The sequence below is a fragment of the Vibrio sp. CUB2 genome (assembly GCF_001557945.1).
In the GTDB taxonomy this organism is placed as follows: domain Bacteria; phylum Pseudomonadota; class Gammaproteobacteria; order Enterobacterales; family Vibrionaceae; genus Vibrio; species Vibrio owensii.
The window spans coordinates 49,823-66,519 of sequence record NZ_LNRB01000006.1; the positions used below are offsets into that span (position 1 = coordinate 49,823).

Consider the following 16,697-nt stretch of genomic DNA (forward strand, 5'->3'; position numbering starts at 1 on the left):
CACACAGTTTTGTGTGGTTTTTTTTTGCTTCAATTTTACCTTCCGCACACTTCTCCGCTGTTTTACTCACTATAGTTAATCATTCTTAATCGCCTAAGAATCAATGAACTAGAGCAATAGATCTACTCGCTTCACGTTTATTTAAACGCATGTTTGATAAATTTAACAAACTGATTACAATGCACCAGGTCAGACCTCTTGTATTTAAGGAGAAACAATGGGCAAGCAGGAAGTGAAAACACGCCACGGTGAACGTGTTGCTATTGTCGCAGGGCTACGAACCCCCTTTGCTCGTCAAAGCACTGAGTTCAGCCAGGTGCCAGCGGTCGATTTAGGCAAAATGGTAGTGAGCGAAATGCTTGCTCGCACAGACATCGATCCGAAACTCATCGAACAAGTGGTATTTGGACAAGTCGTTCAAATGCCAGAAGCGCCAAACATTGCACGTGAAATTGTGCTTGGTACAGGAATGCACATCCACACTGACGCTTACAGCGTTACTCGCGCGTGTGCGACCAGCTTCCAAGCTGCAGTCAACGTTGCTGAGAGCATTATGGCGGGCAGCATTGATGTTGGTATCGCGGGTGGTGCGGACTCTTCATCTGTTCTACCTATTGGTGTTTCTAAGAAACTTGCCGCGAACTTGCTTGCGCTAAGCAAAACCAAAACGCTGGGTCAAAAGCTCAACATTCTTAAAAAACTCAGCTTTAAAGATTTAATGCCAGTACCGCCAGCGGTAGCTGAGTACTCGACGGGTCTTTCAATGGGGCAAACTGCCGAGCAAATGGCGAAGTCACATGGCATTACTCGTGCAGAGCAAGATGCTTTGGCGCACCGTTCTCACTCTCTAGCTTCGCAAGCTTGGAAAGACGGCAAAATTCAAGATGAAGTGATGACCGCTTTCCCAGAACCTTACAAAAAGTGGATCTCTGAAGATAACAACATTCGTCATGACTCGACATTAGAGGGCTACGCGAAACTGCGTCCGGCTTTCGACCGTCAATACGGCAGCGTAACAGCCGCGAACAGTACGCCATTAACCGATGGTGGTGCGGCAGTGATGCTAATGCGTGAAGGCAAAGCGAAAGAGCTTGGTATGGAAATACTTGGCTACATTCGCGGTTATGCATTCTCAGCCATTGGTGTGGAAATGGACATGCTAATGGGACCAACATACGCGACAGCAAAAGTGTTGGAGAACACAGGTCTAGAACTTTCAGATCTGACGCTTATCGATATGCACGAAGCCTTTGCTGCTCAAGCATTGGCGAACGTAAAGATGTTTGCTTCTGATAAATTTGCCCAAGAAAACCTAGGTCGCTCGAAAGCGATAGGTGAAATCGACATGGATAAGTTCAACGTCCTTGGCGGTTCCATTGCCTACGGTCACCCATTTGCCGCAACTGGCGCACGTATGATGACGCAAACGCTGCGTGAGCTTAAACGTCGTGGCGGTGGTCTTGCGTTGAATACCGCATGTGCCGCAGGTGGCCTTGGTGCAGCAATGATTTTGGAGGTTGAGTAATGAGCGAGCAAAAAGCATTTAGTCTAAAGATTGATGAGCAGAACATTGCTTGGCTAGCCATCGATGTGCCAAACGAGAAAATGAACACGTTGCAAGCGGCGTTTGCAGATGAGATGAAAGAGATTTTCGCTCAACTAAAAGACACCAGCGGCGTGAAAGGGATGATCATTCATTCCCTAAAACCAGATAACTTTGTTGCTGGTGCTGACGTTCGTATGCTTGAAGCGTGCACAACAGCGAGTGAAGCGGAAGCATTGGCTAAGCAAGGTCAAGAGTTATTCCAGCAGTTGTCTGATCTGCCTTATCCGGTTGTTGCTGCGATTCACGGCCCATGTCTAGGTGGCGGTTTAGAGCTTGCGCTAGCGTGTGATTACCGCGTGTGTACCGATTCTGATAAAACGCGTCTTGGTTTGCCAGAAGTGCAACTTGGTTTGTTGCCTGGTTCTGGTGGTACTCAGCGCCTTCCTCGTTTGATTGGTCTGTTGCCTTCGCTAGACCTCATCCTTACTGGCAAACAACTGCGTGCCAAGAAGGCGAAAAAACTAGGCGTTGTTGATGCGTGTGTACCGGAGACGATCCTTCTTGATGTAGCGAAGCAGCTTATCGAAAAAGGGAAGAACAAAGGTAACAAGAAGCAATCAACAAAAGAGAAGTTGATGTCGGGCAGCGGTTTAGGTCGTAAGTTTGTGTTTGAGCAAGCCGCGAAGAAAACCAATGAGAAGACCCGTGGTAACTACCCAGCAACAGTTGCGATTCTCGAAGTCATTCAGCACGGTCTTGAAAAAGGCTTTGCTCAAGGTCAAGAGTTTGAAGCGAAGCGCTTTGGCGAATTGGTGATGAGCTCAGAATCAAAAGCATTGCGTTCTATTTTCTTTGCTACTACTGAAATGAAGAAAGAAAACGGTGCGGAAGCCGAGCCTGCAACTGTCAACAGAGTTGGCGTGTTGGGTGGTGGTCTAATGGGGGCAGGCATCAGCCATGTTTCTGTTGCGAAGGCGAAAGTGCCAGTACGTATTAAAGACGTCAGCAATGATGGCGTGCTTAACGCGTTGAACTACAACTACAAGTTGTTCGAAAAGCAGCGCAAGCGCCGCATTATCTCTAAAGCGGGCCTGCAATCGAAGATGCTGCAACTGTCTGGTGGCATTGACTTCACAAGCTTCAATCATATTGATGTGGTTATTGAAGCGGTGTTTGAAGATCTTGACCTTAAACAGACGATGGTTGCAGATATTGAAGCGAACGCAAAACCAGAGACCATCTTTGCGACTAACACGTCTTCGTTACCAATTCACAAAATTGCAGAAAAAGCAGAGCGTCCAGAAAACATCGTCGGTCTGCATTACTTCAGCCCAGTAGAGAAAATGCCACTGGTGGAAGTGATTCCTCATGAAACTACGTCAGAAGAGACCATTTCTACTGTTGTTGCACTAGCGAAGAAGCAGGGCAAGACACCAATCGTAGTGAAAGATAAAGCGGGCTTCTATGTAAACCGCATTCTTGCGCCTTACATGAACGAAGCTGCACACATCTTGCTAGCAAATGAGCCGATCGAACAGCTTGATGGAGCGCTGCTCGACTTCGGTTTCCCAGTAGGTCCTATCACCTTGTTGGACGAAGTCGGTGTGGATATCGGTGCTAAGATCATGCCGATCTTGGTTAACGAATTGGGCGAACGATTTAAAGGTCCAGACGTATTCGACACACTACTGAATGACGGTCGTAAAGGTCGTAAGAGTGGTAAAGGCTTCTACACCTACAAAGGTAAGAAGAAAGAAGTCGATAAGTCCGTGTACAAGCTATTGAACCTGACGCCAGAATCCAAGCTGAGCGACAACGACATTGCATTGCGTTGTGTACTGCCGATGCTCAACGAAGCGGTTCGCTGTTTAGACGACGGTATTATCCGTTCTCCACGCGATGGTGATATCGGTGCAATCTTTGGTATTGGCTTCCCACCATTCCTAGGAGGTCCATTCCGTTACATGGACCAATTCGGTTTGAAAGAGCTGGTTGAGAAAATGAACGAGTTTGCATCGAAATACGGCGATCGTTACGCGCCGTGTGATGGCTTACTCACTCGCGCTGGTGAAGGTCGTAACTTCTACGATTAACGACTAGCGCTAAAAAGAGAAAGGCTTGCGTGATGCAAGCCTTTTTTGTGTTTGAGATTATGAGACGTTATTTCTTCTTGTCTTTTTTGTCCTTGTCGTGACCTTTGCCTGGGTTGTTATCACCGTGGACACTAGAATTACCTTTGTGGTCTTTGTCATGTTTCCCTGAGGAGCAATCGTCGGACTTTATTGATACGTTATCACCATCAAGGCGCAAACAGTCTTCACTCAGTTCGAAATCGTCACCCTTAATTGTAATGTCTGCATGGGCAACAGGCGCGAGTGGCATAAGTACAGCAGCAAGTAAAAGTAGCTTTTTCATTTAGTCCTCGTGTTTGCGTAATTATTGAACAAGGTAATTACAGCATAAACGAAATGACTACTTTTACCATTTCATGCCATTTCTATACTTAAGTCTCTCACCCGAGACCGAAGTCTTTTGGACGCAGTTGAAACTCTTCAATCGAGCCCACTTCTAAACCGAGATTGATACGGGGTTCGTCCGCGTGAGCGATGCCTTGTGAATGCATTACCAAACGATTCGCAGTACGAGGTTTAAGCTCATTGACCACAAAGCGAATCATGTCAGTGCGAGTTAACTCTTTAAGCTCTTCCAACACTTTTTCACGCTGATTAAAGTCGGTGTCTTTGTTACCAATTGCTACCCATAGGCGCTGCGCTCGCCCGCGTAATGTAGTGTCAGGCGTTGCAATTTGGTTCCACAATCCGCGTTTACTGCTGTGCCATTGGTATTCATTGAGCTCTAACAGCACCATGTAGAACGCATTTAAAAACTCATCGATTGAGGTTACCAGTTCGGCTGGTGCTGCATTCGGTGACTGCACATAAAGCACAATGCCCGGGTGGCGGTTAAGCGGCATGTTCCCTGTACCAACCATGTAGCCTAACTGTTGTTTGGTTCGGATTTCATGGAAGAAGGTTGCCGACATTAAGTGATTCGCCAAGGAATAAAGCGCAATATTACGCGCCGAGATGTCTTCGCATTGGTGATAAATCACTACAGCTGAGTCTTGCTGGTTACAGTTCACTTCGCGTTGGAAACTGCCGTTTTCACCCAACATGACGAGTGGGCGAAGCGCTTCTTCGTAACGTTGTTCTTTTACGCGAAGTGCGTCTTTTAATGTCGTTGCCATGTCATGAGCTTGTTGGCGCTGCCAGTCGCCATAAACAAACATTTCAACATGTAGCTCAGCCAGAATCGACTCAACGAACACTGACAACTCATCCACTTCAATCTCTTCCAATGCTTCCACCAATGTTGCGAATGGTGGATTGTTCGGTTGGAGTAAGCCTGTTAGTGCATTTAAAAGCTGTGAAATAGGACGATCTTGCGATGAATTTCGCCAATTGCGCAATAGTTGCTGCTTAATGGTCTCAAAGCGAGCAGGGCTAAACTCACGCGCAGCAAAGCGATGCAGAATCATTTCTAACAGTTGAGGTAGTTTCTGGCTGAAGCCCGATAATGTCAGCGTGACGCCGCCTTGGTGAGCATACATGTTGTAACCCATGCCTGCGATTTCAGCTTGATAAGTCTCTTTTGCCAGAGAATCGAGGAACATCTCAACACATAGTCGCGTTTTCACGATGTTTTTCGGTGATGCTACAGCGTGTGAACTATCGATAGCGACGTAAACGACACCTTTTGGTACTCGGAATTCATCGTCTTGCAAGTGCCATAAACGGAAGCCTTCTACATCTTCCACCAACTCCGGCAATGAGCCTCCGTTTTCAAACGGTTTTGGATCGAGTTCGTAGCAAATGTATGGGTTCTTTTCTGGGAGAACGAATTGCCAACTTGGGTCGATTTGTTGATAGAAATGGCGCTGCTCTTCGCTAAACGGCGTTACCGAGTAAGGCGTGAAGTACCACTCTGCGGTTTGGTTGTATTCCAAGCCTTTCGCTATCAATGTAACGCGAACGTTTTCAACCGAAAGATATTGAAGTAATGAGCGTTGAAGCACTTCATCATAGCCTGCCATTTTGTAGTCACCATAAACCGTGTCTTCAGGTTGATAGTGCTGCATATTGATCACTAGATGGCTGACCAAATCCATTGGACGTGATGGCTCTTGGAAGCGGAAAGCAGATTCCAACACCGCTTGTTTTTCCAAGTAGCGCCACTCATTCATACCATCTTGTTTGATCATGGAGAGATATTGGAATACCGCTTGAACGATGTCATCGATATGGTCCAAGCCGTTCGGCGTCAGTGTGCAACTTACGGTGAAATCGCGGTAGTTACTGCCACTCGCACCGCCGCCTGCAGAAAGGGAGGTAATCCAGCCTTTTTCTTTGAGTTGAAGCATCAGACTGCCTTCGCCTTCGTAACCCAACAGGTGAGCAAAGTAGGAGAGGGGCTTCACGCTATAGTGCGCGTCCATTCCCGGCATTGGGAACGTGAGAATCAGTTTACGGAACTCTTTGATTGGCTCGACTTGAACCAAGATGCCTGTGCTTTCTTCAGTACCAATAGGCACATCGATCGACTTGCCGCGTAGTTGGTGATTTGGAATGTCGGCAAACATGGTTTCTACCCATGCTTGCTGCTCATCAAGAGATTGCGGGCCAAACAAAGTCAGCGTCATCAAGTCAGCAGAATACTGAGAGTGGTGAAATTCAACTATCTCGTCGCGGATAGATTTGCCATCGCGGTCGCCAAGTGTATATAAGTTACCGACAGAAAATTTTGAAAACGGGTGCTCTGGGTTGATGACTTCTTTGTTGACTTGATACAGACGGCGAGAATCGTCATTCAGTTTGAGCTTGTATTCGGAGTCGACCGCTTGGCGTTCTTTGTCTAACGCTTCTTCGTTAAGCAGTGGTGCAGTAAAGAATTGGCTGAAGCGATCAAGCGCAGTTTCAAAAGCAGTTGGTGTGACATCGAAGAAGAAACAGGTGTGCTCGGTGCCCGTCCAAGCGTTGTTGGTGCCACCATGTTGACTAATATAACTTTGAAACTCGCCCACTTTAGGGTATTTTTCCGTACCCAAAAAAAGCATGTGTTCTAGATAGTGTGCCAGACCTTGGCGATCCATCGGATCATCGAAGTGTCCAACGTTTACTGCTAGGGCTGCTGCCGACTGTTGAGCCGTGTCGGAATGAATCAGCAACACGCGCAGAGCATTACTCAATGTAATGTAGCGGTATTGATTTGAATCGTTTGGACTTAGGTGCACGATGCGTCTCCAGATTTCGCATTACAGTAATTATGATCCCCGAGTGGGGAGGCGCAAAGTTTGCGCTTCGACAAATACTGCTTGCCGCATTTTTGTTATTCGTAAGAGTACTGCATAAGCCCATCAGCAAATTGCTATGGGGTTCGAGCTATTTGAAGGAATGCACTGAGTTCATAACTTCATCGTAGAATGTGATGAACTGAGTATATTCTTTTTAATAGATTGTTAAGAAAGTCGCTATCTTTAGCAAGCGAATTGGTATAATGAACCGATAATTATATCAGTATTTTTGTTTCGACATTATTAAAGTTAGCCCGCTATCCGTATAAAGATAGCAGTCAACCTTTTGGTAGCGTTAGCTATCCCTAGGAAATAACATGAAAATATTTATCTTGCGTCACGGTGAAGCAGAGCATTTTGCGAACACCGACGCAGAAAGACAACTGACCCCAAGAGGCAGAACTGAATCGGAAGCAGTTGCCCGAGCATGTAAAGAGCAAGGTTTTGCTCAATTCGACAAAGTACTGGTGAGCCCGTACATTCGAGCGCAGCAAACTTGGCAAGAAATCAGCGCACACTTTTCGGCTAAGAGCATCGAAACGTGTGAAGACATCACGCCTTACGGTCAATCCGACCAAGTGTTTGATTTCGCTAATGCGTTGATTGAAGTTGAGAAGCTTGACTCTCTTCTGTTTGTGTCGCACTTGCCGCTGGTGGGCTACCTTACCTCGGAATTTGTGAAAGACATGACGCCGCCAATGTTTCCAACATCTGGCTTGGTGTGCATTGAATTTGACCCGCAAACACAACGCGGTGAAGTGCTTTGGCATATCACGCCATAGAACAATAGCTCTCGAGATGATGGCTCGAGAAAAACAAAAAGGCAGGGTTAACCTGCCTTTGTCGTTCTTGCTCGTCAGCGAAATACTGTCGAAGTCGGTGAGTTATTTTTCTGGAATGGACAGCAGCACCAGTAGGGCACCATCGCCGCCAAACTCTAGAGGCGCTTGGTGGAATGCCATTACGTCTGGGTGTTGAGCTAACCAAAGCGGCGCTTTCTGCTTCAGAATGTGCTTACCGATGCCGTGTTGCACACACGCACAGTGGATTTCGTTTTTCACGCAGTACGCGATCATCGCACCGAGTTCTCGCTTGGCTTCTTGTTGTGTCATGCCGTGCATGTCAAGGAAGACGTCAGGCACGTACACGCCACGACGAAGACGTTTCACTTCATAAGTGGACACATCGTCACGCGCATAACGAGTTGGTCCCTCTTCATTAAGAAGCGGAACAAACTCATCAGAAAAGTAAAACTCAGAATCACTCGCTTCACGGTTTGAGCGTTTGATTTCTTTTTGTTTAGAATTTTTTTTTGGTTGCTGGATTATGGTATCCTGTCGCAACTTTTTTACGCCCTGTACTGCATCCTTAAACAAGGCGAAATCGTCATCGTGTTCGGTGTCTTTTTTGCTCATTAGGTAAACAATTTCATTTTTACAATTTATGGCAGTATTGTAGCGCTTTTCGGAGGCAATTTTGGATAAGATTTTTGTAGAAGAGGCGGTATCGGAGCTCCATACCCTTCAAGATATGATTCGTTGGACGGTAAGCCGCTTTAACGCCGCTAACCTGTTTTACGGTCATGGCACTGATAATGCGTGGGATGAAGCAGTTCAGCTTATCCTGCCAACATTATACTTGCCGATTGATGTGCCTCCGCACGTATTGAACTCTCGCCTTACTACAAGCGAGCGTCTGCGTATCGTTGAGCGCGTAGTAAAACGCATCAACGAGCGTACACCAACTGCATACCTAACGAACAAAGCATGGTTCTGCGGTCTTGAGTTCTTCGTTGATGAGCGTGTACTTGTGCCACGTTCTCCAATCGGCGAATTGATTCAAGCGGAATTCCAACCTTGGTTGGTGGAACAGCCTACGCGTATCATGGACCTATGTACGGGTTCTGGTTGTATCGCGATTGCTTGTGCGCACGCTTTCCCTGAAGCAGAAGTTGACGCGATCGACATCTCTACAGACGCTCTACAAGTAGCTGAGCAAAACGTACAAGATCACGGTATGGAGCAACAAGTGTTCCCAATCCGCTCTGACTTGTTCCGCGATCTTCCTAAAGAGAAATACAACCTGATCGTGTCTAACCCACCTTACGTGGATGAAGAAGACATGAACAGCCTGCCAGACGAGTTCACGCACGAGCCTGAGCTAGGTCTAGCTGCTGGTACTGACGGTCTAAAACTGGTTCGTCGTATTCTTGCTAACGCACCAGACTACCTAACAGACGACGGTATTCTTGTGTGTGAAGTCGGTAACTCAATGGTTCACATGATGGAACAGTACCCACAAATTCCATTCACTTGGATTGAGTTCGAGAACGGCGGCCACGGTGTATTCATGCTAACGCGTGACCAATTGGTTGAGTGTGCAGAAGAGTTCAAACTGTACAAAGACTAAGTCTGTCGAAATCAACCATTCGAATAGATAATGAAAACACCGAGCCCAGTGCTCGGTGTTTTTTTATCCGCTTCGCACTGAACTCGGAAAATTTCGGCTGTTTTGTTTTTTCCGCCAAATCGGGCTTTACATCAAAACGTAATACCGCCACTATGATTCCACGAAGAATTGAAAAGCAGTTGCGCTCATGGAGAGCGTGGCGACAAGAACTTGAGGAAGTAATGGCAGGAAACAGTATCGGACAACATTTCCGAGTAACGACATTCGGAGAAAGTCACGGTATCGCACTAGGATGTATCGTAGACGGATGCCCTCCAGGTTTGGAAATCACTGAGGCAGATCTGCAAACGGATCTCGACCGTCGCCGTCCTGGCACATCACGTTACACTACCCAACGTCGTGAACCGGACGAAGTAAAAATTCTTTCTGGCGTTTTTGAAGGTAAAACCACAGGTACTTCAATTGGCCTGATGATCGAGAACACAGACCAACGTTCTAAAGACTACTCAGACATCAAAGACAAGTTCCGTCCAGGACACGCTGATTACACTTACCACCAAAAATACGGTGTGCGCGATTATCGAGGTGGCGGCCGTTCGTCTGCTCGTGAAACGGCAATGCGTGTGGCGGCTGGTGCAATCGCTAAGAAATACCTAAAAGACGAGTTCGGTGTCGAAATCCGCGCTTACTTGTCGCAAATGGGTAACGTTTCAATCGATAAAGTGGATTGGAATGAAATCGAAAACAACGCGTTCTTCTGCCCAGATGCAGACAAAGTAGAGGCGTTCGACCAACTTATCCGTGACCTGAAAAAAGAAGGCGACTCTATTGGCGCAAAAATTCAGGTTGTGGCAACGAACGTACCTGTTGGTCTTGGTGAACCTGTATTTGATCGTTTGGATGCAGACATTGCGCACGCACTAATGAGCATCAATGCGGTGAAAGGCGTGGAAATCGGCGACGGTTTTGACGTGGTAAGCCAAAAAGGCAGCGAGCACCGAGATACACTTTCGCCAGAAGGCTTCGGTAGTAACCACGCAGGCGGCATTCTTGGCGGTATCTCTACTGGTCAAGAGATTGTTGCAAACATTGCGCTTAAACCAACCTCAAGCATTACGGTTCCGGGTGAAACCATCACTAAAGAAGGTGAACCAACTCAGTTGATCACTAAAGGTCGTCATGATCCATGTGTGGGGATTCGCGCCGTGCCTATCGCAGAAGCGATGCTGGCTATTGTCGTTATGGATCACTTGCTACGTCATCGTGGTCAAAACCATGGCGTACAAACCGAGACTCCAAAGATTTAAGTTTGAAACTTAACTCGATAGAAACACAAAGGCTGCTCAGTGAGCAGCCTTTTTCATTTCTTTTCAATAGCTTTCGATTCGAATCAGTGAATCGACCCTTCGGTTTCCAAGTGGAATGAAGGCAAGCGCCATTTGAATCGTACTGCCGCCATTCGCAGCATGTAACCAGTAATCAGAGTCACAATCGTCGCGGTTACGTCTGGTACGTTGAACTCAAGTAGCGCTAGGTACAAACCTGATGCGATAAGTGCGACAGAGGCGTAAAGCTCTTCGTGCAACACAAGCGGTGTTTGACGACAAATCAAATCACGTAGCAAACCACCAAATACGCCGGTTACTAGTGCAGATACCATACAAATGCCAGGGTGTAAGCCCATACCAATCGCGACTTTGGTGCCGATGATGCTAAATACGATCAAGCCCAGCGCATCCAAACGGATAAATAGCCCTTTGAATTTAATCACCCATTTCGCTAAGCCAGTCGTCAGAACACCAGCTACACAAGTGATTGCCAAAAATTCTGGATTCTTCACCCAACCTAATGGGTAGTGGCCAAGAAGAATGTCGCGCACCGTACCACCGCCGATAGCCGTTGCACTGGCTACCAACATAACACCAAACCAATCCATTTTTCTTCGGCCGGCACTCAATGCACCAGTCATGGCTTCAGCCGTGATACCAATGATGTACAACACACTTAGCAGCATAAGGGGACACTCAAATAAAAGGGCTCTGTCATGGTCCTTGAGATTAAGGAAAACAGCAGCAAAACTTACCAACAAGACTTAAACCTTGGGGAGAGGCTTAAACCCAAAAAGAATCTCGCTTCAAGTGGCGTTGAAGTCGCCATCGTTAAGCATAAAAATAAGGCGTGAGTGTAGTGGGAAATGTGATCTGTGACGAATGAGAAATTGTATGGAGAAAGCGACTTTCAGATTAACTCAGCTAATAACCAAACATGTTGTGTGGCTTTACCTATGTAAGAAAAACAGCGACAATGCGCACCGCATATCAATTTGACGTACAGAATCGATGATGAACCACGAATATCAAGACCTTATCGCTATTTTCAATGACACATTTCTTGAGCCTTTTAACACCGAGTTAGAGCTAGGCGGCGATGAGCCAATTTACTTACCAGCAGATGAAGAACACCCGCATCATCGGATTATTTTTGCTCGTGGCTTTTACGCGTCAGCACTGCACGAGATTGCCCATTGGTGCGTAGCAGGACCAGAGCGTCGTTTGCTGGAAGATTTTGGTTACTGGTACGAACCAGATGGTCGTACAGCAGAGGTTCAAGCTGAGTTCGAAAAAGTTGAAATTCGCCCTCAAGCTTACGAGTGGATTCTAGCGAAAAGTGCTGACTTCCCTTTTAACGTCAGTTGTGACAATCTACACGGCGATTTTGAACCAGATCGTCTTGGTTTTATGCACAAAGTGCACAATGAAGTAATGGGTATTCTAGAAAACGGTCTTCCGCCTCGCGTGAAAATGCTATCGGATGCGTTGCGTGCCTTTTACCAAACCAAGCCGCTGGAACCATCTGACTTTATCGTTAAATAACCTCAGAGAAACGCCATGATTATTGAATTTGAAGAAAAACTACTAGAACTGATTGATGCTCGCATTGAAACAGCATCGGATGATGAACTGTTTGCTGGTGGTTATTTACGTGGTCACATTTCTCTGTCTGCTGCAGCGTGTGAAGAGGAAGGCATTAACGATGTAACTGAGCTTAAATCTCGCATCGAAAACAGTCTTGAAGAAGCACGTTCAGAACTAACGCCAGCCGATCGCGTGATCGTGAGTGATCTATGGCAAGAGCTTCAAGCGCAAGCTTAAGTCTCATTCAGTTATATATGCTTCGATTGGCAGCGCTAAGCTTCTGGTTGAAGCAAAAAGAGTTGAAATAAACTTCTTCGAAATTTTCGAATCTCTCCTTAAAATTTTTGTGGTTGTAGCACACCCGTTCACCTTTTACTCTTGTTAGTACAAAACGTGAACAAAGGATTACAACCATGAAAATTATCGCATTTGGCGCTTCTACTAGCTCTACCTCTATCAATAAAACCCTTGCAACTTACGCTGCTAACCTTGTCGAAGGTGCAGAAGTTCAAGTGTTAGACCTCAATAGCTACGATGTTCCTTTATTTAGTGAAGACAAAGAGAAAGAAATCGGTCAGGCGGAAGGCGCAAAAGCGTTTCTTGCTGACATCGCAACGGCGGACGCTTTGGTGATTTCTTTTGCTGAGCACAACGGCTCTTACCCAGCGGCGTATAAGAATCTATTCGATTGGGCGACACGCATCGATCGCAACGTATTCCAAAATAAACCAGCGGTGTACTTAGCGACTTCACCTGGTCCTGGTGGTGCACAAACGGTACTCGCTGCGGCGACAGGGTCTGCGCCTTACTTTGGTGCTGAAGTGAAAGCATCGCAATCTATTCCAAGCTTCTACGATAACTTTGATTTGGAAGCGGGCGAGTTCCGTAATGCGGAGATAGCAGAACAAGTGAAAGCGGCCGTGGCGGCGTTGAATTAAACACTTGTAACCCCCTCTAATTCCCCTTAGAAAGGGAAAGACCAATACGGAGTTCGCAACGTGCTCCTTCTGGAAAGGTGGAAGGACTATAGCGGGGTTAAGAATTTGTTCCTCCCCTTTTTAAGGGGAGGCTAGGAGGGGTTCTTTACACACTCGAAACGCGTTACAACTCAGTAATCGCCTTACCTTTACGTAGCTTTCTTACCCACATACGGCTTGGGTGCAGCTCAGTCAGCGCATCAACAGGCAGTGGTAACGGGTCGCCACAGATTTGTGATGCCAACACTTCTGCCATTAGTGGCGCAGAGCTCAAACCACGAGAACCTAACCCAAGGAAACAGAATAGGTTAGGGAACTGGTGAATCGCTTCAACGTCTTGTTCTTGTTGATTTTGCAGATCTGCATATTGCGTTTTGATGGTTTCAAAGTCGCCTACGTTACCGACAAACGGCAGGTGGTCACGGCTAACACAGCGAATACCTTGTCGTGATAAGTTACCAGAGGTATCCACTTCTTTTGTCCAAGTTTGGTTCGGCAAACACTTCACCAACTTCTCGGCGTTGTCTTTTTGTGCGTCTTCGTCAAATTCGTAGTCTAGGTGACTGCGGTCGTAACTTGCACCGATGCACAAGTGCTGATTATTCGGGTTAACAGGTGTCATGTAACCGTCGTAACACAGTACTGTTTTCAGCTTAGACAGCGTTTCAGTTGCAGGGGCATGGCTAACTTGACCTTTTACCTGACCCATTGGTAGATCAGCAGTTTGGCTTAGTGTTTGGAACTCACTGCCATTAGCAACCACGACAGTTGAATGTTCAAAGCTTTGATCGTTCGCTTTCAATACCCAAACCTTACGCGCTTCATCCCAATCTAGTGACTCGACTTGATGCTCGAACTTCGCTTCAAAAAGCTCGGTGTTTTCTAGTTGAGCAATCAAACCACGAGTCAGTTCAGCAGGGCATAACCAACCGCCAAGAGGGTAATGAACTGATGCCATATCAATCGGCAAGCCTATTTTTTCCGCCGTCTCTTCAGCAGATAGCTTGTGAATCAACTCTGGCGTGAAATTGCCAGCGAGCATCTTCTCTAACTTGTCTGCGGATTTGTCATCCCACATCAGCTGAGTAATGCCACACCAATCGTGATCAAATTGGATATCTTGCGCTGCTTGGTCAACAAACTGACGGGCAAACAAAAAGCCCGGAGCGAACACGCGTGAAACGCCTTTGTGTGGACCATTTAGTAATGGGTACACAGCACCTTGGCGGTTGCCTGATGCGCCTTCTGCAGGTTGAGCGTCTTTGCAGTAAAGCGTGACATTTTGACCGCGACGAATCAGCGTTTTAGCCAGAGCTGCACTAGCAATACCGCCACCAATAATCGCAATGGAATCATGATTGGTCGATGCAGTGCGGTTGAACCAAGGTAGGTGGTTTGAATGCGCTTCACGTTGTTCCATTGAACCTGCGATCATTTCACGCTTGGTGCCGAAGCCTTTGACTTTTTTCATTGCAAAGCCCGCTTCGTTTAAGCCGCGGCGTACAAAGCCCGCTGCCGTGAAGGTTGCGACCGTACAATCCTGTTTCGCCAATTTTGCCATGCCGTTGAATAGGTTTTGGTTCCACATCTCTGGGTTTTTACTTGGTGCAAACCCATCTAAGAACCAAGCATCAATCAAGCCTTGTTCAGCATAAGGAACAAGCGGCATACAGTCTTTGATATCGCCAAACCAAAGGTCAAGCGTGATAGCGCCGTCTTCTAAAACAATGCGATGACACTCAGGCACTGCAGCTGGGTAATGTTGTTGCAGCTTTTCAGCAAACTCTGCCAACTCTGGCCATGATTGATGCGCTTTTTCTAGATCAGCTTTGCTCAGTGGGTACTTCTCAAAGCTAACGAAATGCAATTCTTTTAGCGTTGCCTCTGGATATTCGCGACGAAATTCGGTAAACCATTGCCACACGGCTAAGAAGTTCAACCCTGTGCCAAATCCGGTTTCACCAATAACAAAACGTCTTTGGTCAAATTCCTGCCATCTTTCTGGTAGATGATTTTGTTTGAGGAACACGTAACGCGTCTCTTCGAGACCGTTTACGTTGGAGAAATAAACATCATCAAATTGGTCAGAAACCGGTGTACCAGCTTCGTTCCAACCAAGTTCTGCGTTTTTAATCGAAGTCATAATGGTGCAAATATGTGATTTGGCGCGGTTAGAATTCGGCGATTGTACGAATTTCTGGGAAAGCTGACCACTTTTGTTGACTATCTTAGTTATTATCTAGCGGATTTTTGAATTATAGGAATGTCATAATGAAACGAGTCGTAATCACCGGTATGGGTATTGTTTCAAGTATCGGTAACAACGTCGAAGAAGTTCTAGCGTCTCTTAAAGCGGGCAAATCTGGCATCACTGCGTCTGAGCAGTTTAAAGAAAACGGTCTGCGTTCGCAGGTGTGGGGTGATCTGAAAATCAACCCTGCAGAGTTTATTGACCGTAAGCAGATGCGCTTTATGGGTGATGCGGCTGCTTATGCATACCTATCAATGCAGCAGGCAATTGAAGACGCTGGTCTATCTGAAGAACAAGTTTCAAACGATCGTACAGGTATCGTTGCTGGTTCTGGTGGTGCTTCTGCATTAAACCAAACAGTAGCAACTGACACGATGCGTGCGAAAGGCGTAAAACGCGTAGGTCCTTACATGGTGCCACGTACTATGTCTTCAACAGTATCTGCGTGTCTTGCAACACCATTTAAGATTCGTGGTGTGAACTACTCAATGAGCTCAGCTTGTGCAACGTCTGCACACTGTATCGGTCACGCGATGGAGCTTATCCAACTTGGTAAACAAGACATCGTATTTGCAGGTGGTGGTGAAGAGCTAGATTGGTCTCAAACTATGATGTTTGATGCAATGGGCGCACTATCTACTAAATACAACGAAACGCCAGAAAAAGCATCTCGTACTTACGATGCAGATCGTGACGGTTTCGTTATCTCTGGTGGTGGCGGCATGCTAGTTATCGAAGAACTAGAGCACGCACTAGCACGTGGCGCGAAAATCTACGGCGAAATTGTCGGTTACGGCGCGACTTCTGATGGCTACGACATGGTAGCACCATCAGGCGAAGGCGCAGTTCGTTGTATGAAGATGGCAATGCAAGATGTTGACGCTATCGACTACATCAACACACACGGTACTTCTACTCCTGTAGGTGACGTGAAAGAGTTAGGCGCTATTCAAGAGCTATTCGGCGACAACAGCCCTGCGATTTCTGCAACAAAAGCAATGACAGGTCACGCACTAGGTGCAGCTGGCGTTCACGAAGCGATTTACTCAACGCTAATGCTAGACAACAACTTCATTGCGCCAAGTGTGAACATCTCTAACTTGGATGAAGCAGCACAAGGTCTAGACATCGTAACGGAAGCTCGCGACGCTGAGCTAACGACTGTTATGTCAAACAGCTTTGGTTTTGGTGGTACAAACGCAACATTGGTAATCAAAAAGTACCAAGCGTAAGCGACCCAAAGCTAACT

The 16,697-nt window shown here is 46.6% G+C and carries 14 protein-coding genes; 9 read left to right on the top strand and 5 right to left on the bottom strand.

Annotated elements, in window-relative coordinates; all coding sequences use genetic code 11:
• Positions 1-217 precede the first annotated feature (217 nt).
• The gene (gene fadI, locus ATB78_RS11320) at positions 218-1,525 is read left to right on the top strand and encodes an acetyl-CoA C-acyltransferase FadI (protein ID WP_005433092.1); all 1,308 of its coding nucleotides are present in this window, start codon (positions 218-220) and stop codon (positions 1,523-1,525) included.
• Positions 1,525-3,639, top strand: a complete 2,115-nt coding sequence (gene fadJ / locus ATB78_RS11325) for a fatty acid oxidation complex subunit alpha FadJ (protein ID WP_061008712.1) — start codon at positions 1,525-1,527, stop codon at positions 3,637-3,639. Before fadI ends, fadJ begins: the two co-directional genes overlap by 1 nt.
• 67 nt (positions 3,640-3,706) lie before the next feature.
• On the opposite strand, the gene ATB78_RS11330 is transcribed toward fadJ, so the two are convergent.
• Complete coding sequence (locus ATB78_RS11330) at positions 3,707-3,961, bottom strand: hypothetical protein (protein ID WP_041057922.1); 255 nt, start codon at positions 3,959-3,961, stop codon at positions 3,707-3,709.
• Positions 3,962-4,058: 97 nt separating this feature from the next.
• Positions 4,059-6,836 carry an insulinase family protein gene (locus tag ATB78_RS11335; protein ID WP_061008713.1) on the bottom strand — a complete coding sequence of 926 codons (2,778 nt, stop codon included), beginning with the start codon at positions 6,834-6,836 and terminating at the stop codon, positions 4,059-4,061.
• Positions 6,837-7,213: 377 nt separating this feature from the next.
• On the opposite strand from ATB78_RS11335, the gene sixA reads away from it, so the two are divergent.
• Positions 7,214-7,678 carry a phosphohistidine phosphatase SixA gene (gene sixA / locus ATB78_RS11340; protein WP_005447999.1) on the top strand — a complete coding sequence of 155 codons (465 nt, stop codon included), beginning with the start codon at positions 7,214-7,216 and terminating at the stop codon, positions 7,676-7,678.
• A 102-nt stretch (positions 7,679-7,780) separates the two neighbouring features.
• On the opposite strand, the gene smrB is transcribed toward sixA, so the two are convergent.
• Positions 7,781-8,311 carry an endonuclease SmrB gene (gene smrB / locus ATB78_RS11345; protein WP_017817810.1) on the bottom strand — a complete coding sequence of 177 codons (531 nt, stop codon included), beginning with the start codon at positions 8,309-8,311 and terminating at the stop codon, positions 7,781-7,783.
• A 61-nt stretch (positions 8,312-8,372) separates the two neighbouring features.
• Between smrB and prmB the strand changes: the two genes are divergently transcribed.
• Both prmB and aroC read left to right on the top strand, forming a co-directional pair.
• Positions 8,373-9,305, top strand: a complete 933-nt coding sequence (gene prmB, locus ATB78_RS11350) for a 50S ribosomal protein L3 N(5)-glutamine methyltransferase (RefSeq protein WP_061008714.1) — start codon at positions 8,373-8,375, stop codon at positions 9,303-9,305.
• 221 nt (positions 9,306-9,526) lie between these two features.
• Positions 9,527-10,612 carry a chorismate synthase gene (gene aroC, locus ATB78_RS11355; protein ID WP_033005857.1) on the top strand — a complete coding sequence of 362 codons (1,086 nt, stop codon included), beginning with the start codon at positions 9,527-9,529 and terminating at the stop codon, positions 10,610-10,612.
• Positions 10,613-10,695: 83 nt separating this feature from the next.
• Here aroC and ATB78_RS11360 read toward each other — a convergent pair whose 3' ends face one another.
• The gene (locus tag ATB78_RS11360; protein ID WP_009707348.1) at positions 10,696-11,319 is read right to left on the bottom strand and encodes a trimeric intracellular cation channel family protein; all 624 of its coding nucleotides are present in this window, start codon (positions 11,317-11,319) and stop codon (positions 10,696-10,698) included.
• Between the two features lie 328 nt (positions 11,320-11,647).
• On the opposite strand from ATB78_RS11360, the gene ATB78_RS11365 reads away from it, so the two are divergent.
• The 3 genes from ATB78_RS11365 to ATB78_RS11375 all read left to right on the top strand — a co-directional run bounded on the left by ATB78_RS11365 (position 11,648) and on the right by ATB78_RS11375 (position 13,158).
• On the top strand, positions 11,648-12,178 hold the full coding sequence (locus ATB78_RS11365) for an elongation factor P hydroxylase (protein ID WP_020197099.1): 531 nt from the start codon (positions 11,648-11,650) through the stop codon (positions 12,176-12,178).
• Between the two features lie 15 nt (positions 12,179-12,193).
• On the top strand, positions 12,194-12,457 hold the full coding sequence (locus ATB78_RS11370) for a YfcL family protein (protein ID WP_005433127.1): 264 nt from the start codon (positions 12,194-12,196) through the stop codon (positions 12,455-12,457).
• A 176-nt stretch (positions 12,458-12,633) separates the two neighbouring features.
• Positions 12,634-13,158 carry an NADPH-dependent FMN reductase gene (locus ATB78_RS11375; protein ID WP_020197100.1) on the top strand — a complete coding sequence of 175 codons (525 nt, stop codon included), beginning with the start codon at positions 12,634-12,636 and terminating at the stop codon, positions 13,156-13,158.
• A gap of 163 nt (positions 13,159-13,321) precedes the next feature.
• Here ATB78_RS11375 and mnmC read toward each other — a convergent pair whose 3' ends face one another.
• The gene (gene mnmC, locus ATB78_RS11380) at positions 13,322-15,340 is read right to left on the bottom strand and encodes a bifunctional tRNA (5-methylaminomethyl-2-thiouridine)(34)-methyltransferase MnmD/FAD-dependent 5-carboxymethylaminomethyl-2-thiouridine(34) oxidoreductase MnmC (RefSeq protein ID WP_061008715.1); all 2,019 of its coding nucleotides are present in this window, start codon (positions 15,338-15,340) and stop codon (positions 13,322-13,324) included.
• A gap of 128 nt (positions 15,341-15,468) precedes the next feature.
• Here mnmC and fabB point away from each other — a divergent pair, with 128 nt between their 5' ends.
• Positions 15,469-16,680 (top strand): beta-ketoacyl-ACP synthase I, encoded by a 1,212-nt coding sequence (fabB, locus tag ATB78_RS11385; protein WP_005433116.1) that lies wholly within the window; start codon positions 15,469-15,471, stop codon positions 16,678-16,680.
• Positions 16,681-16,697 lie beyond the last annotated feature (17 nt).